Genomic DNA, 25,550 nt, shown 5'->3' on the forward strand with positions numbered 1-25,550 from the left:
GGTCTTCGATTCGGCCGAGGTCGTTCATACCTGTGTCCTTTCATGCAGAGGTCAAGAGGATGCCATCGCGAGCGAAGCTTGGCAATCTATGGATCGCCACGTCGCTTCGCTCCTCGCGATGACGGAATTTTTGTTTGAATCCTCGCGTTGAAGGAGTTTTTGTTTCGCTCTTGGTGATGACGGAATTTTTGTTTCGTTGTCCGCGATGAGAGTCCGTCATTGCGAGCGAAGCGTGGCAATCCAGTTGGCGGTTTGACTGGGTGAAGTGCTTGGTTCATGACTTGCTGTTGGATCGCCACGTCGCTTCGCTCCTCGCGATGACGGAATTTTTGTTTGAATCTTCGCGATGACGGAATTTTTGTTTCGCTGTCCGCGATGTTGGGGTGGAGGCTTGATGATGGTTGGGGTGTCTTCATGTCGGTTGCGGTGTCTTCATGTCATCGGGTGTGCTGTGCGGCGTCGAGGCAGTTGCCCGCGTTCCAGCCATACAGCCATGCCATCGCATCATAAAAGCGCTCGGGGCTGCGGCCGCGCCACAGGTCGTTGCGCACCAGGCGCTCCACACCTTTGGCGTGGTAGATGCGGCCCATCTCGCGGCTCGACAGCACGATGCGGGCGGTGCGGGCCACGCGGGCGCGTTGGTACATGTCCAGCGCTTGGGGCCAGTCGTTGCTGTGCACGCGCAGCGCTTCGCCCAAAGTCACAGCGTCTTCCATCGCCATGCAAGCGCCTTGCGCCATGTATTGGGTTGTGGGGTGGGCGGCGTCGCCCAGCAAACTCACGCGCCCATAGGTCCATTGGCCAATGGGCTCGCGGTCGGCGGTGGCCCAGCGCTTCCAGGTTTTGGGCAGGTCGATCAGTTGGCGGGCTTTGGGGCAAATGCCCTGGAAGTAGCTTTGCACTTCTTCCTTGCTGCCATCGGTGACGCCCCATTCCTCTTGCGCGCGGCTGTGGAAGGTGACGACCACGTTGTATTGTTCGCCGCCTCGCAGCGGGTAGTGCACCAAATGGCAGTTGGGGCCGACCCAAATGGCGGCGGCGTTCCACTGCAGGTCGGTTGGAAAGTCTTTTTTGTCGACCACGGCGCGGTAGACCACATGGCCCGTGACGCGGGCCGCATCGCCCACAAACTGCTCGCGCACCACCGATTTGACGCCATCGGCCCCGATCAGGGCGCAGCCTTGGAAGGCCTTGCCGTTGGGGTCCCACACGGTCACGCTGTGCGCGTCTTGCTCGATGCGCACCACACGGGTGCTGGTGTGAAATTGAACTTGCCCGGTATCACGTGCGGCTTCGAGCAAGGACAAGTGCACATCGGCGCGGTGGATCACGGCATAGGGGTTGCCAAAACGCTGGCGGAATGCGGCGTCGGTCGGGATCTTGCCCACTTGGTACTCGTCGATCGCGTCGTGCATGACCATGAAGTCGGTGTAGACGGCGCGGCTACGGGCCTTGTCGCCCACGCCCAAAGCGTCAAAGGCATGAAAGCCGTTGGGCCCAATTTGGATGCCCGCGCCGATCTCGCCGATCTCGGGGGCTTGCTCCAACACGGTGACGGCAAAACCCTGGCGCACCAGGGCGAGGGCGGCGGCCAGGCCGCCAATGCCACCGCCTGCGACCAGGACGGGGAGGGTGTGGGGAACAGGGGTCATGGGGTGATCGTTGGGTGCCAGCATCAAAAAATCGACATTCGCTAAGTATACTTATTAAAAAAAAGAGGACCCAATTTTTTGGCCCATCCCCGGCTTGGGCATGGCCGCAGCGGCTTGTTTTGCCAAGGCTGGGCCTAGAGCAGGTAGGGCGCGCTGGTCGGTGGGCCCATGCGGGGCCTGTTGGGGTGTCAGTTGAGGTGTCAGAGGGTCCATGAATTTCGGGTTTACCCTGTAGGGCAGAGGCCTTTGGCAGATTATGTTGAACCTCCCCAATCATTTTGTATGGAGAACCTCATGGGCTTACAAGACAGTATCAGTGCTTTGCTTTCACAAGGCGTGCAGCGCGGCGATGTACCCGGTGTGGTGGCCATGGTGGCCAACCGAGAGGGTGTGATTTACGAAGGTGCTTTTGGTGAGCGGGCCCTGGGTTCGGGCACGGCCATGACCACCAACACCGTCGGCTGGATCGCCTCCATGACCAAGGCCATCACCTCGGTGGCTGCTTTGCAGTGCGTGGAGCGCGGTTTGCTCAAGTTGGATGAGCCGGCCAAAAACGTCTGCCCGCAACTGGGCCAGGTGGGCGTGCTCACGGGTTTTGATGCCAACGGTCAAGCCACCACCCGCCCCCCCAAACGCGACATCACGCTGCGCCAGTTGCTCACGCACTCGGCCGGTTTCAGCTACGAAATCTGGAACACCGACATGCAAAAGGTGCAGGCCGCGCAAGGCATTCCCAGCGTGACCGAGTGCAAAAACAAGGCGCTGACGCTGCCTTTGCTGTTCGATCCGGGTGAGGCCTGGGAGTACGGCATCAACATCGACTGGGCCGGCAAGATGATCGAGGCCGCCAGCGGCCAGACCCTGGGGCAGTACCTGCAGGACAACATCTTGGGGCCCTTGGGCATGAACAGCACGGCCTTTCGCATCTCGGACGACATGCGCCAGCGCCTGGCCACGCCCCATTTGCGGGGGCCTGATGGGCAGTTGGCGGTGTTCCCCTTCGAGATTCCGCAGGAGCCCGAGTTTGAAATGGGCGGTGGCGGCCTGTACGGGACGGCCGGGGATTACCTGCGCTTTTTGCGCATGGTGCTGAACGGCGGGCAGTTGGGCGGCGAGCGCATCATCAGCCCCGAAGGTGCGGCCTCGCTGGGTGTGAACCACATGGGCGACTGCCGTGTCTACAACTTGAAAGCGGCGATTCCTTTGACCAACGATGCCGAATTCTTCCCCGGCGTGCCCAAGAGCTGGAGCTTGGCTTTTCAACTCAACCACGAGGCGGTCTCTACCGGTCGCCCAGCAGGCGGCATGATGTGGGCAGGGCTGGCCAACTCCTATTATTGGATTGACCCCACAAGCGGGCTGGCGGGGGTCTACCTCACGCAAATTTTCCCGTTTGCCGACCACAAGTCGCTGCCGCTGTACCTTGACTTCGAAAAAGCGGTGTACGACGCACGCTGAGCAGCGCGGGCTTTTGTTCAGGGGCACACCCTCCGGTGTAGCCCCTGTTTTTTTGTGGTTTTGGCGGCCGCGCGAATTTGTAATTTCGTTTTTTTTGTGAAGGCCCCGGAAACCGGGGGCTTGTGCCCAGTGGTGTTGGCGCCCGGTGGGTGCTCAGCCAGCGGCGCATGCCGAGGGGGCAAGGGGCATGGCTAGAATCCTCGGCTTACCTGAAAGACATGCCGTGCTCTTACTCATCGTGATGCTTCCCCTTTTGCTGGGCACTTTGGCCACGTTTTGGCTGGGTCCCCGGTCGCGCCTGCTGACGGCCTGCGCGGCTGGGGTGGTCACGGCCACCAGTTTGGGTTTGTTGCTGTCCATGGCCCCGGCCGTGTTGGCCGGCGAGACGGTGATGAATGGCTGGTCTTGGGTGCCTGAAATCGGGCTTAACCTGACGTTCCGCCTGGATGGCCTGTCATTGATGTTTGCGGGCCTGATCTTGTTCATTGGCCTGATGATCATTGTTTATGCGCACTTTTACCTGAGTGCCAAGGATTCGGCGGGCAAGTTTTTCAGCGAGATGATGTTGTTCATGGCCGCCATGCTGGGGGTGGTGCTGTCCGACAACTTGCTGCTCTTGGTGGTGTTTTGGGAGCTGACCAGCGTCTCTTCTTTCTTGCTGGTGGGTTATTGGAGCCACCGGCCCGATGCCCGCGCCGGGGCCCGTCAGGCGCTGGCCGTGACGGGCGGCGGCGGCCTGGCCATGCTGGGGGGCTTTGTGCTCTTGGGCCACATCGCGGGCACCTACGAGCTGAGCGCCATGCTGGACAAAGTGGCCATGATCCAGGCCGACCCGATGTTCTTGCCCGCGCTGCTTTTGATTTTGGTGGGGGCCTTCACCAAGAGCGCGCAGTTTCCTTTTCATTTTTGGTTGCCCGACGCGATGGCCGCGCCTACGCCGGTGTCGGCCTATCTGCATTCGGCCACCATGGTCAAGGCCGGGGTGTTTTTGCTGATGCGCATGTACCCGGTGCTGGCCGGGTCGGGGTATTTCGAGGCGATTGTCACCACCGTGGGCCTGATCACGGTGTTGTTTGCGGCCTTCATTGCCATCTTCAAGCACGACCTCAAGGGCTTGCTGGCTTACTCCACCGTGAGCCACTTGGGTTTGATCACCTTTTTGGCGGGCTTGGGCTCGCCCTTGGCCGCTGTGGCGGCGGTGTTCCATGTGCTCAACCACGCCGCCTTCAAGGCCTCGCTGTTCATGATCGCGGGCATCGTGGACCACGAAACCCATTCGCGCGACATGCGCAAGCTGGGTGGCCTGTGGTCGCTCATGCCGTGGACGGCCACGCTGTCCATGGTGGCCGCTGCAGCCATGGCGGGCGTGCCTTTGACCAATGGCTTTTTGTCCAAAGAGATGTTCTTCACCGAAGCGGTGGTGGGCACCTCGGGCGTTTTGGCCTGGCTGGTGCCTGTGCTGGTGACGCTGGCCGGGGTCTGCAGCGTGGCCTATTCGCTGCGCTTTGTGCATGACACTTATTTCAACGGCCCGCTGGGCGATGTGCCCAACACCCACCCGCACGAGCCGCCACTGGGCATGAAGCTGCCCGCCATTTTGTTGGTCACGCTGTGCATTGTGGTGGGGGTGTTGCCCGCGCTCACGCTGGGGCCGCTGGTCGATGTGGCGGCCACCACTTTGGCGGGCAAGGCCTTGCCCGAGTACCACTTGTCCATCTGGCACGGCTTCAATCTGCCGCTGCTCATGAGCGCGATTGCGCTGGTGCTGGGTGTGGCGCTGTACCTGATGCTGGCCAAAAACGAGCGCCTGCACCGCATCGAGTCCGAGGCCTGGTTTGGCCGCGCCACCGGCCGCCAGATGTTTGAAGGCCTGATCGACGGCCTGTTTGTGTGGGCGGCGCGGGTCACCACACGCCTAGAAAACGGCTCGCTGCAAAGCTACCTGGCCTGGCTGCTGGGCGGCGTGGTGCTGATTGTGGGTGTGCCTTTGCTGGGCAGTGGCATCGGCACCGGCCCGCGCGAACTCAGTCCTGCATCGCCCTTGGCCATCATGATCGGTTTGCTGTTGGCGGCCACCTGCCTGACGCTGGCACTGCAGCACCACCAACGCTTTCAGGCGGTGGTGCTGGTGGGCGTGGTGGGCTTGGTCACATCGCTCACCTTTGTCAGCCTGTCTGCGCCTGATTTGGCCCTGACCCAGTTGTCGGTCGAGGTCGTCTCGACGGTGCTGTTGCTCATGGGCCTGGCCTTGTTGCCCCAACATTCGCCGCGCGAGTCCAGCAGCGCTCGCCGCACCCGTGACGCCGCGCTGGCCTTGGCCGCCGGTGCGGGCATGGCCTGGCTCACTTGGGTGTTTGTGACCCGCGAGCACAGCTCGATCTCGTGGTTCTTCTTGGACAAGTCCATTCCGGTGGGTGGTGGCTCCAACGTGGTCAACGTGATCCTGGTGGACTTCAGGGGCTACGACACCTTTGGCGAGATCACCGTGCTGGGCATCGCGGCCATCGGTGTGCTGGCCTTGATGGAGGGCATGCGCACGCGCCGCCCCACCCAAGACAGCGATGGCCGGAGCTGGACCTTTGCCGCCCAACCCCTGATGCTGCGCGTGGCCGCTTCGGTGGTCTTGCCGGTGGCGCTGGTGTTCAGCATCTACATCTTCATGCGTGGCCACAACATGCCCGGTGGCGGCTTCATCGCGGGCTTGATCACGGCGGTGGCGCTGGTGTTGCAGTTCATGTCCATGGGTCAGGCCAAGGCCGAGTACCTGCTGCGCGGCCAGGCCGGGCGGCGCTTTGTCAAGTGGATAGGCGCAGGTCTGGGCATTGCCGGTTTGACTGGCGTGGGGGCCTTTGTGTGGGGTCGGCCTTTCTTGACCAGCGCGCACGGCAACCCGGTGGTGCCTGTTTTGGGTGAGTTGCCGCTGGCCTCGGCGGCCTTGTTCGACTTGGGGGTTTACTTGGTCGTTGTCGGCGCTACTTTGCTGACCATCTCGGTGTTGGGCGCGGTCACGCGTGAAGTGCCGGGCGTCTCCGGTGCCCGCCAGAAAGTGCCAGCATGACCTCCTTCATAACTTTGGCGTTCACCACGATCAGCACGTTCAGTCGCATCAAGGACCTCTCATGAGCATGGAATTTTTGTTGGCCAGTGGTATCGGTTTTGTCACCGCCTGCGCCGTTTACCTGATGCTGCGTGGGCGCACCTTCACCGTGGTGCTGGGTTTGTCCTTGCTGGGCTATGCCGTCAACGTGTTCATCTTTGCCATGGGCCGCTTGTGGAGCAACGCCCAGCCCATCTTGGTGGGCCAAGGCCCTGTGGCCGACCCATTGCCTCAGGCGCTGGTGCTCACGGCCATCGTGATCGGTTTTGCCACCACCGGTTTTGTCATTGAGATGGCCTTGCGCAGCCGCCACGAAAGCGGCAGCGACCATGTGGATGGGCAGGAGCCGGGTCAAGGGCCATCCCACACCCAAAAACAAACAGGCACTGAAGACCCTGCTGTTCTGGCACGCGGAGGGCAGGCTTGATGTTCGAGTCTCTCTTTTCATTTTGGCTGCAACATGCCCCTGTGTTGTCGGTCTTGCTGCCGGTGTTCACGGCCGTGGCCTTGCTGCTGCTGGGCGATGGTGAGCAGCAGGTGGCCTGTGGCGGCCACGGCGACAGCCGTCAGCTTTGGGCGCGTCGCTTGGCGATGGCTTCGGTCTTGCTGGGTTTGCTGATGGCTGTGGGCATGGTGGTGCAGGCCAGCAGTGGTGAGCTGCTGGTTTACCAATTGGGCGAGTGGCCCGCGCCCTTTGGCATCGTCATGGTGCTCGACCGTTTGTCTGCGTTGATGGTGCTGCTGACTTACCTGGTGGCCGTGCCGGTGCTTTGGTATGCCACATGCGGCTGGGACGCACGCGGGCGGCACTTCCATGCGCTGTTCCAGTTCCAGCTCATGGGCTTGTGCGGCGCGTTCATGACGGGCGACTTGTTCAACCTGTTTGTGTTCTTTGAGGTCTTGCTGATCGCTTCTTATGTGCTGCTGGTACACGGCCAAGGGCGCGAGCGCTTTCGCATGGGCATCCATTACGTGGTGCTCAATTTGGCGGCTTCGGGCCTGTTCCTGATTGGCCTGGCCATGGTCTACAGCGTGACCGGCACGCTCAACATGGCCGATGTGGGCCTGAAAGTGGCGCAGCTCACGGGCGAAGATGCCCTGCTGGCCAAAGCCTCGGCCTGGGTCTTGCTGGCTGTTTTTGGGCTCAAAGCCGCGTTGGTGCCGCTTTACTTCTGGTTGCCGGGCACCTACGCCGCTGCCAGTGCACCGGTGGCGGCGCTGTTTGCCATCATGACCAAGGTGGGGGTGTACAGCATCATCCGCACGCATTGGGTGATCTTTGGCGTGGGGGCAGGGGAGTCGGCCATGGCCGTGGCCGACTGGCTGCTGCCGCTGGCGCTGACCACCAGCGTTTTGGGTGTGCTGGGCGCACTGGCGGCGCACAGCATGGGCCGTTTGGTGGCCTACCTCACGGTGTCTTCGGTGGGCACTTTGCTGGCCTGTGTGGGCTTGTTCACCACCGACACCTTGTCGGCCGCGCTTTACTACTCCCTGCACAGCACCATCGTCATTGCGGGCTTGTTCTTGTTGGTCGAGCTGATGGCCGCCCAGCGTGGCCAAGCGCTCGACAAACTGCGCCCCGCCATGGCCGTGCGCGAGCCGGTGCTGCTGGGCCTGATGCTGCTGTTTGGCGCAGCTTCGGCGGCGGGTTTGCCGCCTTTGCCCGGCTTTTTGGGCAAGCTCATGATTTTGCAGAGCAGCGCTGGTTTGCCTGCACAGGCCTGGGTCTGGGCTGTGGTGCTGAGCGTGGGCTTTTTCAGCATTGTGGGTTTGGCCCGGGCGGGTGTGGTCTTGTTTTGGCATGTGCAGCCCGAGCCGGATGAGGCGCAGTGCAACTCCGGCAGCAGCCCCAAGCTGCTTTTGGCGGTCTGGGTTTTCATGGCGCTGACCTTGGCCATGGCCGTGCTGGCCTCGCCCATCAAGCGCTACACCGACGACACCGCCACGCAGCTGGCCGACACCGCCGCTTACGCCAAAGCGGTGCTGGGTCTGGAGCCTGGCCAGCCCTCGAGCAGCACACGACCCTACACCGGATCACGTGCGTCTTTGCCGCCCGCTGCAACGCCTGCTGCAACGCCCGCTGCAACGCCCGCTAAGGAAACCCCATGAAACCGACCCCTGCGCACCCACCCAAGAAAGCGCGCTGGTTCAGCCACCCCATCTTGTCGCTCTTGTTGGGCGTGAGCTGGCTGGCCTTGTCGCACAGCGTGGCCCCTGTGCACCTGTTGTCGGCGGTGTTGATCGCGCTCATCGTGCCGCGTTTGTTGCACCCCTTTTTGGGCACTGCCGCGCACATTCGTTGGGATGCGGCCGTGCGCTTGATGCTGGTCGTGCTCAAGGACGTTGTGCTGTCCAACATCACAGTGGCCCGCTTGGTGCTGGGCCCCATCCAAGCCATGTCGCCTGCTTGGTTGGTGGTCCCTTTGGCCAGCGATCACCCCATGGTCAACGCCATGTTGGCCACCATCATCACCACCACACCCGGCACGGTGTCCTGTGTGGTCAATGAATCTCGGCGAGAGATCCTGGTGCATGCGCTCAACTGCGACGACGCACAGGCCATGATCGACGACATGAACACCCGCTACGAAGCGCCCTTGCTGCACATCTTTGGGTGCAAAGAAGCTGCAGCATCACTGGCTCAGAAAGGCCCGCAATGAACATCTTGGATCTCGCCCTGTCGGTCGCCATTGTGGCCGTTGCCGTGGCTGTCGCGCTGTGCGCATGGCGGCTTTTTCGGGGTCCTGAAAGCACCGATCGCATCCTGGCGCTCGACACTTTGTCCATGAACGCCGTGGCCCTGATTGTGTTGCTGGGCATCCGCTGGCAAACCGCCTTGCTGTTTGAGGCGGCCTTGTTGGTGGCCATGCTGGGTTTTGCCTCGACCGTGGCGCTGGCGCGTTACCTCAGCCGCGGCGACGTGGTCGAATAAATGGAGTTCAACATGCACCCCCTGATCGAATGGACCGCAGCGGCCCTGATCGTCATGTCCGCTTTTTTCTTGCTGGTGGGCGCCATTGGTTTGGCGCGCCTGCCCGACTTTTACATGCGATTGCACGCGCCCACCAAGGCCTCCACTTTGGGTGTGGGCGGCATCTTGTTGGCGTCCATGCTGGTCTCGGCCTTTCAGGGTCGTGCGGGCATGGCCGAGTTGCTCATCACCTTGTTTGTGTTTGTCACGGCACCGGTATCGGCCAACCTGATGGCCCAAGCGGCCTTGCACTTGAAACTGCGCTCGCAAGCCCCAGTACCACTCCAAGCCGTGCCCGAGCGGCAGGAAGGCTGAAATCCACTGGGCCATGCCGACCAAAATTAGCCGACTGCCTGGTTGGTTAATGCCTTGGCATCCGCATGTCCTGACCACGCACCCCGTCATCGCGTGGAGCGAAGCGACGTGATGATCCATGACCCCGTCATCGCGAGGAGCGAAGCGACGTGGCGATCCATGACCCCGTCATCGCGAGGAGAGAAGCGACGTGGCGATCCATGACCCCGTCATCGCGAGGAGCGAAGCGACGTGGTGATCCATGACCCCGTCATCGCGAGGAGCGAAGCGACGTGGTGATCCATGACCTCGTCATCGCGAGGAGCGAAGCGACGTGGCGATCCATAGATTGCCGCGCTTCGCTCGCAATGACGCCCTTTTTGACCACCTCAAGTAAAGCACGCACATGCCCCAAGTTCGGCAAGGCGTCATCGGCGATCTTTGGTGGGCCACTGCGACTAAAATTAGCCGACCGTCTGGTTGGTTAATGCCTTGGCATCCGCATGGTCTGTCCATTCATCCCGTCATCGCGAGGAGCGAAGTGACGTGGTGATCCATAGATTGCCGCGCTTCGCTCGCAATGACAGCCTTTTGAACACCTGAAGAAAGCACCCCATGTCCCGAGTCCTGCAAAGTTTCATCGGTAGCCAGTGATTGCCGCGCTTCGCTCGCAATGACGCCCTTTTTGACCACCTCAAGTAAAGCACGCACATGTACCAAGTTCGGCAAAGCTTCATCGGCGGCCTTTGATGGGCCACTGCGACTAAAATTAGCCGACCGTCTGGTTGGTTAATGCATCGGCATCCGCATGGTCTGTCCATTCATCCCGTCATCGCGAGGAGCGAAGCGACGTGGCGATCCATGACCCCGTCATCGCGAGAAGAGAAGCGACGTGGCGATCCATAGATTGCCGCGCTTCGCTCGCAATGACAGCCTTTTGACCACCTCAAGTAAAGCACGCACATGTCCCAAGTTCTGCAAAGTTTCATCGGTGGCCAGTGGATCGGCCAGCAAGGCGCGCAAGCCCTGCGCAGCGCCATCAACGGCCAAGCCCTGTACCAAACCCACGCCGAGGCCATCGACTTTGGCGACGCGGTGCACCATGCCCGCAGCGTGGGCCTGCCCAATTTGCTCAAGCTCGATTTTCAAGAACGCGCCCAGCGCCTGAAAGCCTTGGCCAAGTACCTGGGCGAGCACAAAGAGCAGCTGTACGCCATCTCGGCCCACACCGGCGCGACGCGTGCCGACAGCTGGGTGGACATCGAAGGCGGTGCGGGCACCTTGTTCGCCTACGCCGGCATCGGCAGCAACGAGTTGCCCAGCGGCAACCTGATCCACGAAGGCCCGGCATTCCCCTTGGGCAAAAAAGGCGGCTTTGCGGGCACCCACATCCTGGTGCCGCGTGGCGGCATCGCGGTGCACATCAACGCCTTTAATTTCCCGATTTGGGGCTTGCTCGAAAAGTTCGCGCCCAGCTTCTTGGCCGGCATGCCTTGCATCGGCAAACCGGCCTCGTCCACCAGCTACCTGACCGAGGCCATGGTGCGTTTGGTCGAGCAATCAGGCATCTTGCCCGCAGGTGCTTTGCAACTGGTGATCGGCTCCACCGGCGACTTGCTGGAGCGACTGAACGGCCAAGACGTGGTGACCTTCACCGGCTCGGCCGACACGGCCGCCATGCTGCGCGTGCACCCCAATCTGGTCAAGCACAGCATCCCCTTCAACGCCGAAGCCGATTCGCTCAACTGCGCCATCCTCGCGCCCGATGTAACGCCCGACGACGAAGAGTTTGATTTGTTCGTGAAAGAAGTGGCGCGCGAGATGACGGTGAAAGCAGGGCAAAAATGCACCGCCATTCGCCGCGCCATCGTGCCGCGCCAGCACCTGGACGCTGTCGTTGAAAAGCTCCAAGCGCGTCTGGCCAAAGTGCTGGTGGGCGACCCCTCGGTCGAGGGCGTGAAGATGGGGGCTTTGGCCTCGCACGCGCAACAGGCCGACGTGGCCGAGCGCGTGGCATTGCTGCGTCAAAGCACCAAGCTGGTGTTTGGCGGCAGCGCCGATTTCCAACCTTTGGGGCAGGGCGTCGAAGGCGGGGCCTTCTTCCAGCCCACGCTGCTGCTGTGCCCAAAGCCCTTGCACACCGACAGCGTGCACGACGTCGAGGCCTTTGGCCCCGTCAGCACCCTCATGCCGTACGACGGCATCGACGAAGCCCTGCAACTGGCCGCACGCGGCCAAGGCAGTTTGGTGGGCACGCTCGTGACCAAAGACCCTCAAGTGGCCGCCCGCATGATCCCGGTGGCCGCTGCCTTGCATGGCCGATTGCACATCCTTGACCGCGAATCGGCGGTGGAGTCGACCGGCCACGGTTCGCCGCTGCCCCAGCTCAAACACGGCGGCCCGGGCCGCGCAGGCGGGGGTGAAGAGCTCGGTGGCATCCGCGCCGTCAAGCACCTGATGCAGCGCACCGCCCTGCAGGGCAGCCCCAGCATGATCGCCGCCGTCACTGGCGAGTACATGCGCGGTGCCAAGCTCATCGAAACCGAAGTCCACCCCTTCCGCCGTTACTTTGAAGACTTGCAAATTGGCGAGAGCCTGCTGACCCACCGCCGCACCGTGGGCGAGGCCGACATCGTGGCCTTTGGCGGTTTGTCGGGTGACTATTTCTACATGCACTTTGACGAGATCGCGGCCAAGGATTCGCCCTTTGGCAAGCGCATCGCGCACGGTTACTTTGTGTTGTCAGCGGCGGCTGGCTTGTTTGTCTCGCCCGCGCCCGGCCCGGTGCTGGCCAACTATGGGCTGGACACCCTGCGCTTTGTCAAGCCCGTGGGCATTGGCGACACCATCCAGGCCCGCTTGACGGCCAAACGCAAGATCGACCGCCACAAGAAAGACGCCAAGGGCTTGGGCCAAGGCGTGGTGGCCTGGGACGTGGAAGTCACCAACCAACTGGGCGAGGTGGTGGCCAGTTATGACATTTTGACGCTGGTGGCCAAGCGGGGTTGATGGGCACCATGGCGCTGTAGCGTCGTGGTGCCAGTCGGAACATCACGTCCTGCACTGGACATTGAAAGTTCGGTAGCTGCAGTGTCTACAGTGTCTACAGTGCCGCTTGTGTGACTGTCGGTGTTGCGTCGAGAGTGACCGATTACATGACCCAACTGCCATCACAAGCTCCAATCCAACCGATTTTAAAATATCATTTTTGAGAAAAAAACGGTGAATAAACATATTTTTTCGCAGTAAAACATGTTTTTGCGCATAATCAAGCATGGATTTCCAAAATCTACTAGGAGGTGCGTGGTTGGTGGCACGGTACGGCATGGACTTGGTCATGCCTTTGGCCGTGAGCAGCAGCGTGGGCGGACGCCGCACCACTGAGCTGGCCGATGGCATCAAGACCGAGACCTTTGTAGAGGCCATGCGGCCCAGTGCCAACTTGCGTGGGCACTTGACCTTTCACCTCAAGCACGAGGTGCTGCACCTGGAATTGCTCAGTCGCTTGTTTGATCGGATCGATGCAGTAGAACTGGTGGCTTGGATCGACGACGAACCCAGCGGTCAATACGCCAGAAGGATTGGCTTTTTGTACGAGTGGCTGACGGGGCGGCAGCTGGCCGTCAATGCCAGCATGGCAGGCCCTTATGTGGATGTGTTAAATGAGCGCAAGTTGGTCGCAGCATCTCCGGATCGGTCTGTGCCCAACCGACGCTGGCGGGTGCGCGACAACTTGCCCGGAACGCCCGCTTTTTGCCCCTTGGTGCGCAAGACCAGCGAACTCGATGCTGCGGCAGCGGTCGACATCCGTGGCCTGCTGGATGCGCTGGCATTGGAGTTTGGCGAAGATGTGCTGATGCGCTCAGCGGTCTGGATGACGCTGCGCGAGAGCAAGTCCAGTTTTGCCATGGAGGGTGAGGCCGATCAGTCCGACCGCATTCAGCGGTTTGCCGATGTATTGGCCAGGCGCACGGGGCAGGGGGACTTGGCGCTCAAGGACCCTGTGTTGGCGCAGCTGCAATCCGATATTTTGGGTCGCCGCAACACGCTGCAACGGTTGGGGATTCGACAATCCCCCATGTTTGTGGGGGAAGTGGTGCGTTACCAAGAGGTGGTTCACTACGTGGCCCCGCCAGCGCAGGATATGCAGGCCATGCTCGACGGTCTGGCGGTTTTTTGGGAACGCACAAAGGGGCAATCGGCGGTGATGCGCAGCGCGGTCATGTCCTTTGGGTTTGTTTACATTCACCCGCTGGCCGATGGCAACGGGCGAGTTCACCGCTTTTGGGTGAACGATGTGTTGCGCCGTGATGGTGTGGTCAAAGAACCGATGATCCTGCCGGTTTCGTCCTTGATCAGCAGCGATCCGGCCGAGCGGCGCGCCTACAACAGCGTGCTGGATGCCATTTCGCGACCTTTGATGGGGGCGTTGACCGGAGCCTGCGAGTTTCTGCACACGCCCATCGCCTACCCCGATGGCATCCGATCGAACTTTGTGTTTAAGGGGGAGGCCATAGCGCTGCCAGTTTGGCGTTACCCGGATTTGACGGGCCATGTGCTCTATCTGGCCGATGTGCTGGTGCGCACCATCCAAGACGACATGCGCGAAGAATCGCGTTATTTGCACAACCACGCTCAAGCCCGTGCTGCGATCAAAGACATCATTGAGATGCCTGACGTGCAGATTGATCGGGTCATCCGCTCGGTAGAGGCCAACCAAGGCAAGCTGTCGAAGGTGCTGGTCAAGGAAATCCCCTTGTTGGCAGAGCCGGGCTTGTGGACAGCGATCGTTGAAGCCACCGTTGGCACAAATTGGCGCGATCGAATGAAAAAAGCACAGACCTGTGACACACCATGAACCTCTACGACCGCCACATCCTGCCCTACTTGATCGACTTCGCCTGTGGCCTGCCCATGGTGCAAAAGCAGCGCCGCCAGCTGGTGCCCCAAGCGCAAGGCCGTGTGCTGGAGGTTGGCATGGGCACTGGGCGCAATTTGCCGTTTTACGACCGAACCCGCATCACTCGCCTGGTGGGCGTGGACCCGGCCCTGCAAATGCACCACCTGGCCCAAAAGCGCAGCCGCAAGGCGGGTATCGACGTGGAACTGATGGGCCTGTCTGCAGAACAACTGCCCACCGCCGACGCCAGCTTCGACACCGTGGTCTGCACCTACACCCTATGCAGCATCCCCGATGCGGTTCAGGCCCTGCGCGAGATGCGCCGGGTCTTGGTGCCGGGCGGCAAGCTGTTGTTTTGCGAGCACGGCCGTGCCCCTGACGCGAACGTGCGCCGCTGGCAAGAGCGCTTGCAGCCCCTCTGGGGGTCGCTGGCCGGAGGATGCCAGTTGGGGCGGGACATACCCGCCTTGTTGCAAGAGGCGGGCTTTGCAAGCACCACACAATCGGCCTACCTGGCTGGCCCGCGGCCCATGACTTTTCACTATTGGGGACAGGCGCAGGCGGCCTGAAAATCGGCGTTGCAAGTTTGGGTTTTGGTCGGCCTGATGCCTTTTTTGTTGCGTGATGCGCAACATGTTACAGTCCAAGCATGATCAAGTCGTTTCGTCACAAAGGCTTGCGCAGTCTGTTTGAGTCGGGCAAAGCAGCGGGTGTCCAAGCCAGCCATGTCAAGCGCCTGCGCATGCAATTGGCGGCGCTGGACACAGCGCAAGTCATTGACGACATGGACATTCCCGGCTTTCGTTTGCACGCACTCAAAGGCGAGATGCGCGGCAGGTGGTCCATCACCGTCAACGGCAATTGGCGCTTGACCTTTGAGTTTGAAGACGGTCATGCCTACATATTGGATTACGAGGACTATCACTGATGCCCATGCACACGCCCCCTCATCCTGGTGAGTTCATTCAGGAAATTTACCTTGACCCTTATGGAATTTCAGGCCGGGAACTGGCTGAAAAACTCGATGTGGCACCGTCCACCTTGAGCCGCATTCTTAAAGGCAGCAGCCGTGTCACGCCTGAGATGGCGCTGCGTTTGTCGAAGGCCTTGGGCCGCACGCCCGAAAGCTGGTTGAGCCTGCAAGATGCCCACGATCTTTGGATCGCGCGCCAAAACGTGGACATGAAACGCGTGATGCCTTTGCAGTTTTCTGCGCTTGGATAAACCCATGAGATCCCCCATTGCCGTCGTTGACGTTGACCGTTGCGAAACCTGGACCCGTTACAAAGCCGGTTTGTGCGACAGCTGCGCGGCCAACTGCTGCACCATGCCGGTCGAGGTCAAGCTGGCCGATTTGGTGCGCTTGGGCATGGTCGACCCGTTTGAGGCCGAACACGATGACCCCAAGCAGATCGCCAAGCGCCTGAGCAAGGCGGGCTTGATTGAGCACTTCAACTTCAAGAACAGCATCTTCAGCCTGGCGCGTCGCGCCAGTGGCGACTGCCATTTGCTGGATGCCAAGACGCGCCGCTGCACCGTCTACGACAAACGCCCCAACACCTGCCGATTGCACCCGCAAGTGGGGCCACGCCCCAACCATTGCCCCTACGGCAACAAGGCGCAGTCGCGCTGAACGGCTCTTTGACCTTTCAACTGCGGCCATGAAAAAAGCTCCCCGACCTCGCAGTCGGGGAGCTTTTGAACGAACAGGGCAGGGTGTTTTACATCGTGTCGATGAAGCTGCGCAGTTTGTCCGAGCGGCTCGGGTGCTTGAGCTTGCGCAGCGCCTTGGCTTCGATTTGGCGGATGCGCTCGCGGGTCACGTCGAACTGCTTGCCCACTTCTTCGAGGGTGTGGTCGGTGGACATCTCGATGCCAAAGCGCATGCGCAGCACTTTGGCTTCGCGGGGCGTCAGGCTGTCCAAGATGTCTTTGACCACGTCGCGCAAGCCTGCTTGCAGCGCTGCGTCCATGGGGGCGGTGTGGGTGTTGTCTTCGATGAAGTCACCCAGGTGGCTGTCGTCGTCGTCGCCAATCGGGGTCTCCATCGAGATCGGCTCTTTGGCGATCTTCATGATCTTGCGGATCTTGTCTTCCGGGATTTCCATCTTCTCGGCCAAGATCGAGGCATCGGGCTCAAAGCCAAATTCCTGCAGGTGTTGGCGCGAGATGCGGTTCATCTTGTTGATGGTCTCGATCATGTGCACCGGGATGCGGATCGTGCGGGCTTGGTCGGCGATGGAGCGGGTGATGGCCTGGCGAATCCACCAGGTGGCGTAGGTCGAGAACTTGTAGCCCCGGCGGTATTCGAACTTGTCTACCGCTTTCATCAGACCGATGTTGCCTTCTTGGATCAAGTCCAGAAATTGCAGGCCGCGGTTGGTGTACTTCTTGGCGATCGAAATCACCAAGCGCAGGTTGGCCTCAATCATTTCCTTTTTGGCATCGCGCGACGAGCGTTCACCTGAGTTCATGCGCTTGTTGATGTCTTTGAGTTCATCCAGGGGCACGACCACTTGCGATTGCAAATCGGTGAGTTTTTGCTGCAGGTCTTGCACCGGCGGGATGTTGCGGCCCATCACAGCGCTCCAGCTTTTGCCCGCTGCGGCTTGCTTTTCAATCCACTTGAGGTTGAGCAGTTGCGAGGGCACGCGGTTGCCGTTTTTGTCACGGCCACTGAAGTCGGCAATGAAGTTGTCTTGGGGGTAGCCACATTTGTCAACGATGATGCGGCGCAATTCGCGCTCTTTTTTGCGCACGTCGTCGACCTGGCCGCGCACCATGTCGCACAGCTTTTCAATGGTTTTGGCGGTGAAGCGGATGGTCATCAGCTCTTCTGAAAGCGAGGATTGGATCTTGACATAAGCCGGTGTTCCCCAGCCTTCCTTGTCGTAGACTTTGTGCACTTTTTCAAAGTAATCGGTGATGCGGTCAAAGCGCTCAAGGGCTTGTATTTTGAGCTCTTCGAGCTTTTTGGTGAGCGCCTTGGAGCCGCCTTTGCCGTCGTCGTCATCGGCTTCGTCGAACTCGTCGAAGTCTTCCTCGGCCACGTAGTCGTCGGCTTCGTTCAGGTTGGCAAAGCCGTCGACCACCGTTGAGATGACGATCTTGCCTTCGCGGATTTCGTTGGCCAAGCGCAAGATTTCGGCAATGGTGGCGGGCGAGGCGCTGATGGCGGCCATCATGTCCATCAAGCCGCCTTCGATGCGCTTGGCGATTTCGATCTCGCCTTCGCGCGTCAGCAGTTCCACGGTGCCCATCTCGCGCATGTACATGCGCACCGGGTCGGTGGTGCGGCCAAATTCACTGTCCACGGTGGACAAAGCAGCCTCGGCGGCTTCTTCTGCCTCTTCTTCGGTCGAGCCTGTGGGGGCGTTGTCCGTGATGATCAGGCTTTCGGCATCCGGCGTTTGCTCGTACACCGCCACGCCCAAATCGTTCAAGGTGGCGATCACCACTTCCAGGGTTTCCGCGTCGACCAGCTTGTCGGGCAAGTGGTCGCTGATTTCACCGTTGGTGAGGTAGCCGCGTGTTTTGCCCAGCTTGATCAGGGCTTTCAGGCGGTCGCGGCGCTGCTTCATTTCGGCTTCGGTCAGGACGGTTTCGTCCAAACCAAACTCCTTCATCAAGGCGCGCTCTTTGGCCTTGCTGATTTTCATGCGCAGCGGTTTGACTTTTTCTGCGCTGTCACTGCCGGCATCGGCGACCGGTTCAGGCTCCATCTCGTCTTCGAGGGCGGCCAATTCGTCTTCTAGGCTGGGCTCTGCAATGCTGCCCTTTTTCTTGGGGCCGCGCTTGGCACCCATGGTGGTTTTGGCCGGGGCGGGCACGGCTGCCTTGGCCGGGACAGGGGTTTTGCCCGCTTTGGCGGGTTTTTTGAGCTCGTCTGAGGTCTTGGCTTCCAGGGCTTTGACAGGGGGTTTGGGGTGAGTCACTGCGGTTTTTTGGGTGGGCACGGATGCGGCTTTCTTCACGGGCAAAGGAAATGCTGCCGGGTTTTTGGAGGCTTTGACTTGGGGTGATACCGCTTTGGCCACCGCTTTGTTCCCTTTGACAGGGCTTTTGGGCGCGGTGGGTTTGGCGGTCACCTTGGTGGCAACTTTGGCGGTTGCCTTGGTGGGCGTTTTGGCCCTTGCTTTGGCTGCAACTTGGCTGGCCCCTTTGGCCTTCGCTGCGGGCGCGACGGTTTTCAAAGCAGCAGCGGTCTTGGCTACAAGTTTTGTTTTGGCAGGGGCCTGGGCGGGCTTCTTCGGCTTTTGAGCGGGCATGGATAACCTCGGGACACAAAAAGAGACAAGGAAACAGACACAGTCAGCGCCAAATACATCCCGGCGCGGGCGTGGTGGAGGGCACAAACATGACGTTCAAGTGGGGGTCACATCTGAAATGGCAAGCTGTTGGGCGAACATTTGGGGTGCAGTCCTTGCGGAACGGTGACCGGCCCGCATGGGGCGTCGCTTGGATGGCGGTGGTCGGGCCGGAGGTGCTGCTGTCGCGCTTGCCGAAAACCGGCAATTATACCCAAGTCCAAGAGGCGGGCGCGGCCCACCAGTGGCGCGGCCAACCCAATGGGGGTAAAGCTGCCCTCAACGGCATTGGCCAAGATGTCGATGGCGTGTGGCGCATGCACACAAGCCTTGCAGTGCTGGGCACCACAGGCTTTTTGTCATCCCGGCCGAGATACACAAAGCACAGCAAGCTGTGTGCCAAAGGCAGCTGTTCACACGGGGTCACGGGTCTGCGCTTGGGTTGACGCAGTGGCTTTCAAAAGGCCCTGGCCGGGGCGGCAGCTTGACGGTGCACCAATGCGACGGTCAAGCCCTAGTCTTCGTCCGATTGGCGCAGCTTCATGAGTGCCATCAGGCCACCTGCGCTGTTGTTGAAAACCGAGAAAGTGCCGCCCATGCGCTGAACAGAGCGCTCGACGATGGCCAGGCCCAGACCGGAGCCGGTGGCCGAGGTGCGTGCTGCGTCACCTCTGAAAAAGGGTTGAGTCAAGTTTTTAAGGCTTTCATCGGGCACCCCGGGGCCTTGGTCGCGCACCCTCAAAAGCACCCAGCCCTCATGCAATCGGGCCACAATTTCAACCCGCGTGATGCCGTCGCTGCTGCTCTGACCGTAGCGGCGGGCGTTTTCCAGCAGGTTGGACAACACCCGACCCAGCTCCACCGGCTCGGCTTGGACTTGAAGGTCTTCGCCGACGTCCACCGTGATGCGCATGCTTGGGCTGTTGCGCCAAGGCGTGATGCAGCGGCTGATCACACCGCTCAGCAGCACCGGGCCCAGGGCTGTTGGCTCGGGCCTGGCGTAGTCAAGAAACATGTCAATGATGTCGTCGAGTTGTTCGATGTCGGTCACCATGAGTTCGCGGGTTTGCGGGTCGCTGACGCTCAACTCTGTTTCCAGTCGCAAGCGGGCCAAGGGGGTGCGCAAGTCATGCGAGATGCCTGCCAGCATCAAGGCTCTTTCGGCTTCGATTTTGGCCAGACGCTCGGCCATGCGGTTGAAGCCGATGTTGACCTCGCGGATCTCGCTGGTGGCGGCACCTTCGTCCAAGGCGGCACCGTCAAAGCGGCCATCGCGCATCTGACTGGCGGCGAGCGACAAACGTTTGAGGGGTCGGTTGATCAGCCCGGCCATGGTGGCCGCGCCAGCCAAAGACAAGGCGGTGGTCACGCTCAGCCAAATCAACCAAGCGCTTCCTCCCAAGGGCTTGAGGCGGGAGGGGTCCATTTGCAGCCAATAGCGTTCTGTCTCGATGGCGAAACCGATCCACAAACCTTCTTCGCCGTTGATCTTGGCGGCCACCACCGTGCCTTCGCCAAGGCGTTTGACAATTTCTCGCACCAAGCGGCTTTCGATGCCTGAATCGGTGAATGCTTCGATCTGGTCTGTCTCTCTGCGACGCTGGATGCGAACGTCTTCCTCCTCGGCCAACATCTTGATGAGCGAGACCCGGGCCATGGCATCGCTGTTGTTCAAGGCTGTTTGGGTCAAATTGACCACGGTGGCTATTTGGTGTGCATGGCGCAGGATGCGGGGTTCGACCTCTTGGGTTTTGAACAGCAACAGCCAAGCCAGGATGCTGAAAAAAATCAGCAAGGCCAACAAAATGAATGTGCGCCAAAAAAGACTGAGTTGGAACCAAGGCCCTGAGGCTGGTTCAGGGTCCGCCGACAGGGGCTCGCTGGCGCGGGTTTTCACGCTGGCCCGTCAGGCACAAACACATAGCCCACGCCCCAGACAGTCTGGATGATTTTGGGCGATGCCGGGTCTAGCTCGATCATCTTGCGCAAACGTGAGATCTGCACGTCCAAGCTGCGGTCAAAAGGCTCAAAATCTCGGCCACGCGCCAGTTGCGCCAGTTTGTCTCGGGTGAGCGAGATTTTGGGGTGTCTGGCCAAGGCTTTGAGCATGGCAAATTCACCAGTGGTCAAGGCAATGGGCACGCCATCTTTGCTGAGTGAGCGTGCGCCCAAATCGAGCTTGAAATGCCCAAAGGTGATGACTTCTTCTTCGGCCGATGGCGAGCCAGGCAGTTCGTTGACGGGTCGGCGGCGCAACACCGCGTGGATGCGGGCGAGCAACTCGCGCGGGTTAAAGGGCTTGGCCAGGTAGTCATCGGCACCGATTTCGAGGCCCGAAATGCGGTCTTCGTCCTCGCCCTTGGCGGTCAGCATGATGACCGGTGTTTTGACGCCTGTGGCGCGCAGGCGCTTGCAAATGTTCAGGCCGTTTTCGCCGGGCAGCATCAGGTCAAGCACCAGCAAATCCACCGACTCGCGCAGCATGATGCGGTCAAGGGCAACGCCGTCCTCGGCCAAGAGCACATCAAAGCCTTCTTGCGACAAAAAGCGGCGCAACAGTTCGCGGATGCGTGCATCGTCGTCAACGATGAGGATTTTGTCTAAGCGGTGGGATGCGCTCATGGCCTTGCCTTGCTGTGTCAGGGTTGGGGATGGGGCTTGGGGGCTTGGGGGCGTGGCGTTATTGAGCCGTCCAGCCGCCGTCCATGTTCCAAGCCGCGCCGCGCACGTTGTTGCCAGCGGCCGAGCAAAAGAACACGGCCAATTCGCCCAACTCTTCGGGCGTGGTGAATTGCATGGAGGGTTCTTTTTCTTGCAAAAGTACCTTTTTCGCCTCTTCGTTGGACAGCCCCATGGCCACAGCTTTGGCGTCGACTTGTTTTTGCACCAGGGGGGTCAGCACCCAGCCCGGGCAGATCGCGTTGCAGGTCACGCCGGTGGTGGCGTTTTCCAGGGCGGTGACTTTGGTCAGGCCGACCACGCCATGCTTGGCCGCCACATAGGCCGACTTCTCGGCCGAGCCGACCAGCCCGTGGATGGACGCGATGTTGATGATGCGGCCCCAATTGGCCGCCTTCATGGCGGGCAGTGCCAAGCGGGTGGCATGGAAGGCGCTGCTCAGGTTGATGGCGATGATCGCGTCCCAGCGCTCGACCGGAAAGTCCTCGATCTTGGCAACATGTTGAATGCCAGCGTTGTTGACCAAAATGTCGACTTGCCCAAATGTGTCGGCGGCAAACTTCATCATGCTCTCAATGTCAGAGGCTTTGCTCATGTCGGCACCGTGGTAGGCCACCTTCACGCCCAAAGCAGCGATTTCGGCCTTGGGGCCCGCAAAGTCGCCAAAGCCGTTCAAGACGATGTGGGCGCCTTGCTTGGCCAATGCCTTGGCAATGCCCAAACCGATACCGCTGGTTGAACCAGTGACCAACGCTGTTTTACCTTGCAACATGATGTGTCTGCTCCGAAAGATGAATTAGGATGTCCAAAAGTCCATTATGGCGCTGTCAAAGACGGGTTTTGCTTGCGCGGCCTTCAGATTGTTTCCAATTTTCCTCATGACCCACACGCCTGCTGCAATGCTTTCTAACCAACCACAACTTGAGTTTGTCACTTGCCCACACCCTGAGGGCCAGCACCGCATGGCTTATTGGCGCTGGGGCGATGGCCAAGCCCGCCATGTGGTGGTGTGTGTGCACGGCCTGACCCGGCAAGGCCGAGATTTTGACCGTTTGGCCCAAGCTTTGGTGGCCCAAAGCACCCGCCCCTTGCAAGTGATTTGCCCTGATGTGGTGGGCCGAGGCCAAAGCGATTGGTTGGGCCATGCGGCCCACTACCAGTTGCCGCAATACGCGGCCGACATGCTGGCCATGCTGACCCAGGTGGCTGGTCAAATCTGCGCGCCTTTGAGCGCCTTCACCGAGCCGCCCTCTGGCGGCACAGCGGCTGCGCTGACCCTCGACTGGGTTGGCACCAGCATGGGCGGGTTGGTCGGCCTGATTTTGGCCGGACAGCCCGGCTTGCCCCTGCCAGCGCCCATTCGGCGCTTGGTGCTGAACGACGTGGGGCCGGCCATCCGTTGGGAATCGGTGCAGCGCATGCAAAGCTATGTGGGCCATTTCGGTGAGTTTGCCAATCTGGACCAAGCTGCAGAGGCCCTCAGGCTGGTGTCACAGGGCTTTGGCCCAGTGCCTGCACCGGTTTGGCGCGAGATGACGGTGCACATGACGCGCGCGCTGGCAGGCGGCGCCTTGACGCTGCACTACGACCCTGCCATTGCCCTGCCGCTGCGCGCTTTGACGCCCGAGGCGGCAGCCGTTGGCGAGGTCAGCTTGTGGACTTTGTATGACCAGATTCAAGCCTCAAGTTTGCTGATCAGGGGGGCAGAATCGGATTTATTGACCGCACAAACCGCCCATGAAATGACGCAGCGTGGGCCCCGCGCTCAGTTGCAGACTTGGCCTGGAGTAGGCCATGCCCCAACCCTGACCGAGGACGGGCAAATCGCGCGAGTGGCCTCATTTGTGCTGGGTGCTTAGGGCATGGTGGGTCCCGTCTCCAGCCATGGTGCCAGCCCCATCAGCAGCGCTGCGCGCATGCATGCACCCAGCGCGCAAGCGACCGAGTTGCCCCCGGTGATGCGCGCCACCGCCGACGCAGCAGACACCTTGGCGGTGCCTGATTCGATCGACCCCAGGGCCAAAGCCAGAGCGTTTGCCGAGCCCTTCATCGCCGCTGAGAGCCTGGACACGGGTGAAAATATTTTGCTGCACGCCGATGCCGTGGCCCGCATCTTGGCCGAAATCGGCGGCTCGGTGGGCATGCAGGCGGCCACCTACTTGGTCTATGCCTGCCAACACCTCAACAAACCCGAAGAGGTGATGGCCAAAGCCTTCGGCGCGCCCTTGGCGCAACTGGCCATGCAAACCATGCAACTGGTGCAAGTGCAGCGCATGTCGCGAGCCTCGGACAAGGGCATTCACGGGCCCGACAACACACCACTCAGCGCCCGCTTGCAAACCGAAAACGTGCGCAAGATGCTGTTGGCTTTCAGCCGCGATTTGCGTGTGGTCATGCTGCGACTGGCTTCGCGTTTGCAAACCCTGCGCCATTTCGCACAGACCAAGTTGCCGGTGCCCCCCGCCTTGGCCAGCGAGTCCTTGCAGGTGTTTGCGCCGCTGGCCAACCGCTTGGGCATTTGGCAAATCAAATGGGAAATGGAAGACCTGTCTTTTCGGTTTTTGGAGCCCACCACCTACAGAGAAATTGCCCTGCTGCTGGATGAAAAACGCACCGAACGTGAGCGCCACATGCTGTCGCTGCGTGAGCGTTTGCAACAAGCATTGGCCGAGCAAGGCATACCAGCCCAGGTGGATGGCAGACCCAAACACATCTACAGCATCGTGCGCAAAATGCGCGGCAAGTCGCTGCCCTTTGAGCGCGTGTTTGACATCCGGGCGCTGCGCGTGGTGGTGCCCAGCGTGGCCGACTGTTACCAAGCGCTGAGCTGGGTGCACGAGCATTTCGCACCCATTGCACAAGAGTTTGACGACTACATCGCCAAGCCCAAAGCCAACGGCTACCAGTCGCTGCACACGGTGGTACGAGACAGCCTTGGCGCAGCGATCGAGGTGCAAATTCGAACCCATGCCATGCACGCGCATGCCGAACACGGCGTGGCCGCGCATTGGGCCTACAAAGAAGCCGGGGCCAAAGGCTACAGCGGGGTTTCGGCCAACAGCGACTACGACAGCAAAATTGCCGTCTTGCGTCAACTGTTGGCCTGGGAGCGTGACTTGTCCGGCGCGGCGCAAGCCAGCGCCAGCAGCGGGGCCTTGTTTGAAGACCGCATTTATGTCTTAACCCCCGGTGCGGCAGTGGTCGAGTTGCCGCAAGGTGCCACGCCGGTTGACTTTGCCTACACCGTGCACACCAACTTGGGCCACCGCTGTCGAGGGGCCAAAGTGGACGGGGTCATGGTGCCGCTGAACACCCCGCTGGCCAATGGCCAAACCGTGGAGATCACCGCCATCAAAGAGGGCGGGCCCTCACGCGACTGGCTCAACCCAGACTTGGGCTTTTTGGCCAGCCCACGCGCACGGGCCAAGGTGCGGGCTTGGTTCAATGTGCAAGTGATCGCGGAAACCGTGGCCAAAGGGCGAGAAGCGGTTGAAAAATTCCTGCAGCGATTGGGCCGCACCGCCATCCGATTGGAGGACTTGGCGAGCCAACTGGGCTTCAAGTCGGCCGATGGTTTGTTTGAGGTGGTGGGCAAAGACGAGTATTCGCTGCGCAACATCGAGGTCTTGCTCAACCCACCAGAACCCACGGCTGACGATGAAGGCTTTTTGCCAAAGAAGTTCAAAGGCTCCATGGCCCGTCAATCGCCTTCTGGCGTATTGGTGGTGGGGGTTGACTCCTTGCTCACCCAGCTCTCGCGTTGCTGCAAACCGGCCCCACCCGATGTGATTGGCGGCTTTGTGACCCGTGGCAAAGGAGTCAGCATTCACCGGCACGATTGCAGCAACTTTCGCGAACTGGCCGTGCGTCACGGTGAACGGGTGATCGAGGTGCGCTGGGGTGAGCACAAAGGCCCCAATGCCTCGGTGTACCCCGTCGACGTGGTGGTCGAAGCGAATGACCGTCAAGGCCTGCTGCGCGACATCTCTGAAGTGTTTGCCAAAGAAAAGATGAACGTCATCGGGGTGCAAACCCTGTCGGTCAAAGGCACGGCGTGGATGACATTCACGGTCGAAATTGGCAATGCGGTGAACCTTGTCAAGGCGCTCACCACGGTGCGCAGCGTCAAAGGGGTGCGCACGGCCAGGCGACGCTGAAGACGCTGCGGACCACCTTCCCGCAGCTGAAAAAC

General features: G+C 60.7%; 21 protein-coding genes. 16 read left to right on the forward strand and 5 right to left on the reverse strand.

The genetic code is table 11. The features are described from left to right. Window positions 1–437: 437 nt before the first annotated feature. A complete protein-coding gene (locus tag ACIQ39_RS09150) occupies window positions 438–1,652 on the reverse strand; it encodes a 3-hydroxybenzoate 6-monooxygenase (protein ID WP_396434304.1) in 1,215 nt (404 codons plus the stop codon). Between the two features lie 294 nt (window positions 1,653–1,946). Between ACIQ39_RS09150 and ACIQ39_RS09155 the strand changes: the two genes are divergently transcribed. The 13 genes from ACIQ39_RS09155 to ACIQ39_RS09215 all read left to right on the forward strand — a co-directional run bounded on the left by ACIQ39_RS09155 (window position 1,947) and on the right by ACIQ39_RS09215 (window position 16,005). Further along, window positions 1,947–3,110 (forward strand): serine hydrolase domain-containing protein, encoded by a 1,164-nt coding sequence (locus ACIQ39_RS09155; protein ID WP_396434305.1) that lies wholly within the window; start codon window positions 1,947–1,949, stop codon window positions 3,108–3,110. A 223-nt stretch (window positions 3,111–3,333) separates the two neighbouring features. After that, window positions 3,334–6,168 (forward strand): monovalent cation/H+ antiporter subunit A, encoded by a 2,835-nt coding sequence (locus tag ACIQ39_RS09160; RefSeq protein ID WP_396434306.1) that lies wholly within the window; start codon window positions 3,334–3,336, stop codon window positions 6,166–6,168. A 67-nt stretch (window positions 6,169–6,235) separates the two neighbouring features. After that, complete coding sequence (locus ACIQ39_RS09165; protein ID WP_396434324.1) at window positions 6,236–6,634, forward strand: Na+/H+ antiporter subunit C; 399 nt, start codon at window positions 6,236–6,238, stop codon at window positions 6,632–6,634. Then, window positions 6,634–8,316 (forward strand): monovalent cation/H+ antiporter subunit D, encoded by a 1,683-nt coding sequence (locus ACIQ39_RS09170; RefSeq protein ID WP_396434307.1) that lies wholly within the window; start codon window positions 6,634–6,636, stop codon window positions 8,314–8,316. Before ACIQ39_RS09165 ends, ACIQ39_RS09170 begins: the two co-directional genes overlap by 1 nt. Then, window positions 8,313–8,867: a Na+/H+ antiporter subunit E gene (locus ACIQ39_RS09175; protein ID WP_396434308.1), complete on the forward strand. Its 555-nt coding sequence runs from the start codon at window positions 8,313–8,315 to the stop codon at window positions 8,865–8,867. Before ACIQ39_RS09170 ends, ACIQ39_RS09175 begins: the two co-directional genes overlap by 4 nt. After that, window positions 8,864–9,139, forward strand: a complete 276-nt coding sequence (locus tag ACIQ39_RS09180; RefSeq protein ID WP_396434309.1) for a K+/H+ antiporter subunit F — start codon at window positions 8,864–8,866, stop codon at window positions 9,137–9,139. Before ACIQ39_RS09175 ends, ACIQ39_RS09180 begins: the two co-directional genes overlap by 4 nt. A gap of 12 nt (window positions 9,140–9,151) precedes the next feature. After that, window positions 9,152–9,493, forward strand: coding sequence for a Na+/H+ antiporter subunit G (locus tag ACIQ39_RS09185; RefSeq protein WP_396434310.1), 342 nt, complete (start codon window positions 9,152–9,154; stop codon window positions 9,491–9,493). A gap of 942 nt (window positions 9,494–10,435) precedes the next feature. Next, complete coding sequence (gene paaZ, locus ACIQ39_RS09190; RefSeq protein WP_396434311.1) at window positions 10,436–12,481, forward strand: phenylacetic acid degradation bifunctional protein PaaZ; 2,046 nt, start codon at window positions 10,436–10,438, stop codon at window positions 12,479–12,481. Window positions 12,482–12,746: 265 nt separating this feature from the next. Next, entirely contained in the window at window positions 12,747–14,330 is a 1,584-nt protein-coding gene (locus ACIQ39_RS09195) for a Fic family protein (RefSeq protein WP_396434312.1), read from the forward strand. After that, the gene (locus ACIQ39_RS09200) at window positions 14,327–14,941 is read left to right on the forward strand and encodes a class I SAM-dependent methyltransferase (RefSeq protein ID WP_396434313.1); all 615 of its coding nucleotides are present in this window, start codon (window positions 14,327–14,329) and stop codon (window positions 14,939–14,941) included. The genes ACIQ39_RS09195 and ACIQ39_RS09200 overlap by 4 nt, the downstream gene beginning before the upstream one ends. An 80-nt stretch (window positions 14,942–15,021) precedes the next feature. After that, window positions 15,022–15,300, forward strand: coding sequence for a type II toxin-antitoxin system RelE/ParE family toxin (locus ACIQ39_RS09205; protein WP_396434314.1), 279 nt, complete (start codon window positions 15,022–15,024; stop codon window positions 15,298–15,300). 5 nt (window positions 15,301–15,305) lie between these two features. Beyond that, window positions 15,306–15,596 carry a HigA family addiction module antitoxin gene (locus ACIQ39_RS09210; RefSeq protein WP_396434315.1) on the forward strand — a complete coding sequence of 97 codons (291 nt, stop codon included), beginning with the start codon at window positions 15,306–15,308 and terminating at the stop codon, window positions 15,594–15,596. 4 nt (window positions 15,597–15,600) lie between these two features. After that, complete coding sequence (locus ACIQ39_RS09215) at window positions 15,601–16,005, forward strand: YkgJ family cysteine cluster protein (protein ID WP_396434316.1); 405 nt, start codon at window positions 15,601–15,603, stop codon at window positions 16,003–16,005. An 88-nt stretch (window positions 16,006–16,093) separates the two neighbouring features. On the opposite strand, the gene rpoD is transcribed toward ACIQ39_RS09215, so the two are convergent. Continuing rightward, the gene (gene rpoD, locus ACIQ39_RS09220; protein WP_396434317.1) at window positions 16,094–18,640 is read right to left on the reverse strand and encodes an RNA polymerase sigma factor RpoD; all 2,547 of its coding nucleotides are present in this window, start codon (window positions 18,638–18,640) and stop codon (window positions 16,094–16,096) included. A gap of 155 nt (window positions 18,641–18,795) precedes the next feature. Here rpoD and ACIQ39_RS09225 point away from each other — a divergent pair, with 155 nt between their 5' ends. Then, window positions 18,796–19,125 carry a hypothetical protein gene (locus ACIQ39_RS09225; protein ID WP_396434318.1) on the forward strand — a complete coding sequence of 110 codons (330 nt, stop codon included), beginning with the start codon at window positions 18,796–18,798 and terminating at the stop codon, window positions 19,123–19,125. A 68-nt stretch (window positions 19,126–19,193) separates the two neighbouring features. Here the strand turns inward: ACIQ39_RS09225 and ACIQ39_RS09230 are convergent, their stop codons facing one another. Genes ACIQ39_RS09230 through ACIQ39_RS09240 form a run of 3 tightly spaced genes read right to left on the reverse strand, consistent with a single transcriptional unit; the run spans window position 19,194 to window position 22,130 of the window. Further along, complete coding sequence (locus tag ACIQ39_RS09230) at window positions 19,194–20,576, reverse strand: ATP-binding protein (RefSeq protein WP_396434319.1); 1,383 nt, start codon at window positions 20,574–20,576, stop codon at window positions 19,194–19,196. Continuing rightward, window positions 20,573–21,301, reverse strand: a complete 729-nt coding sequence (ompR, locus tag ACIQ39_RS09235; RefSeq protein WP_396434320.1) for a two-component system response regulator OmpR — start codon at window positions 21,299–21,301, stop codon at window positions 20,573–20,575. Before ompR ends, ACIQ39_RS09230 begins: the two co-directional genes overlap by 4 nt. Window positions 21,302–21,359: 58 nt before the next feature. Next, a complete protein-coding gene (locus tag ACIQ39_RS09240; protein ID WP_396434321.1) occupies window positions 21,360–22,130 on the reverse strand; it encodes a 3-hydroxybutyrate dehydrogenase in 771 nt (256 codons plus the stop codon). Window positions 22,131–22,320: 190 nt separating this feature from the next. Between ACIQ39_RS09240 and ACIQ39_RS09245 the strand changes: the two genes are divergently transcribed. Next, the gene (locus tag ACIQ39_RS09245; protein WP_396434322.1) at window positions 22,321–23,217 is read left to right on the forward strand and encodes an alpha/beta fold hydrolase; all 897 of its coding nucleotides are present in this window, start codon (window positions 22,321–22,323) and stop codon (window positions 23,215–23,217) included. Between the two features lie 57 nt (window positions 23,218–23,274). Then, window positions 23,275–25,515 (forward strand): RelA/SpoT family protein, encoded by a 2,241-nt coding sequence (locus ACIQ39_RS09250; RefSeq protein ID WP_396434323.1) that lies wholly within the window; start codon window positions 23,275–23,277, stop codon window positions 25,513–25,515. The last annotated feature ends 35 nt before the right edge of the window (window positions 25,516–25,550 follow it).

Origin of the sequence: Limnohabitans sp. (genome assembly GCF_044361645.1) — a bacterium.
Classification (GTDB): domain Bacteria; phylum Pseudomonadota; class Gammaproteobacteria; order Burkholderiales; family Burkholderiaceae_C; genus Limnohabitans_A.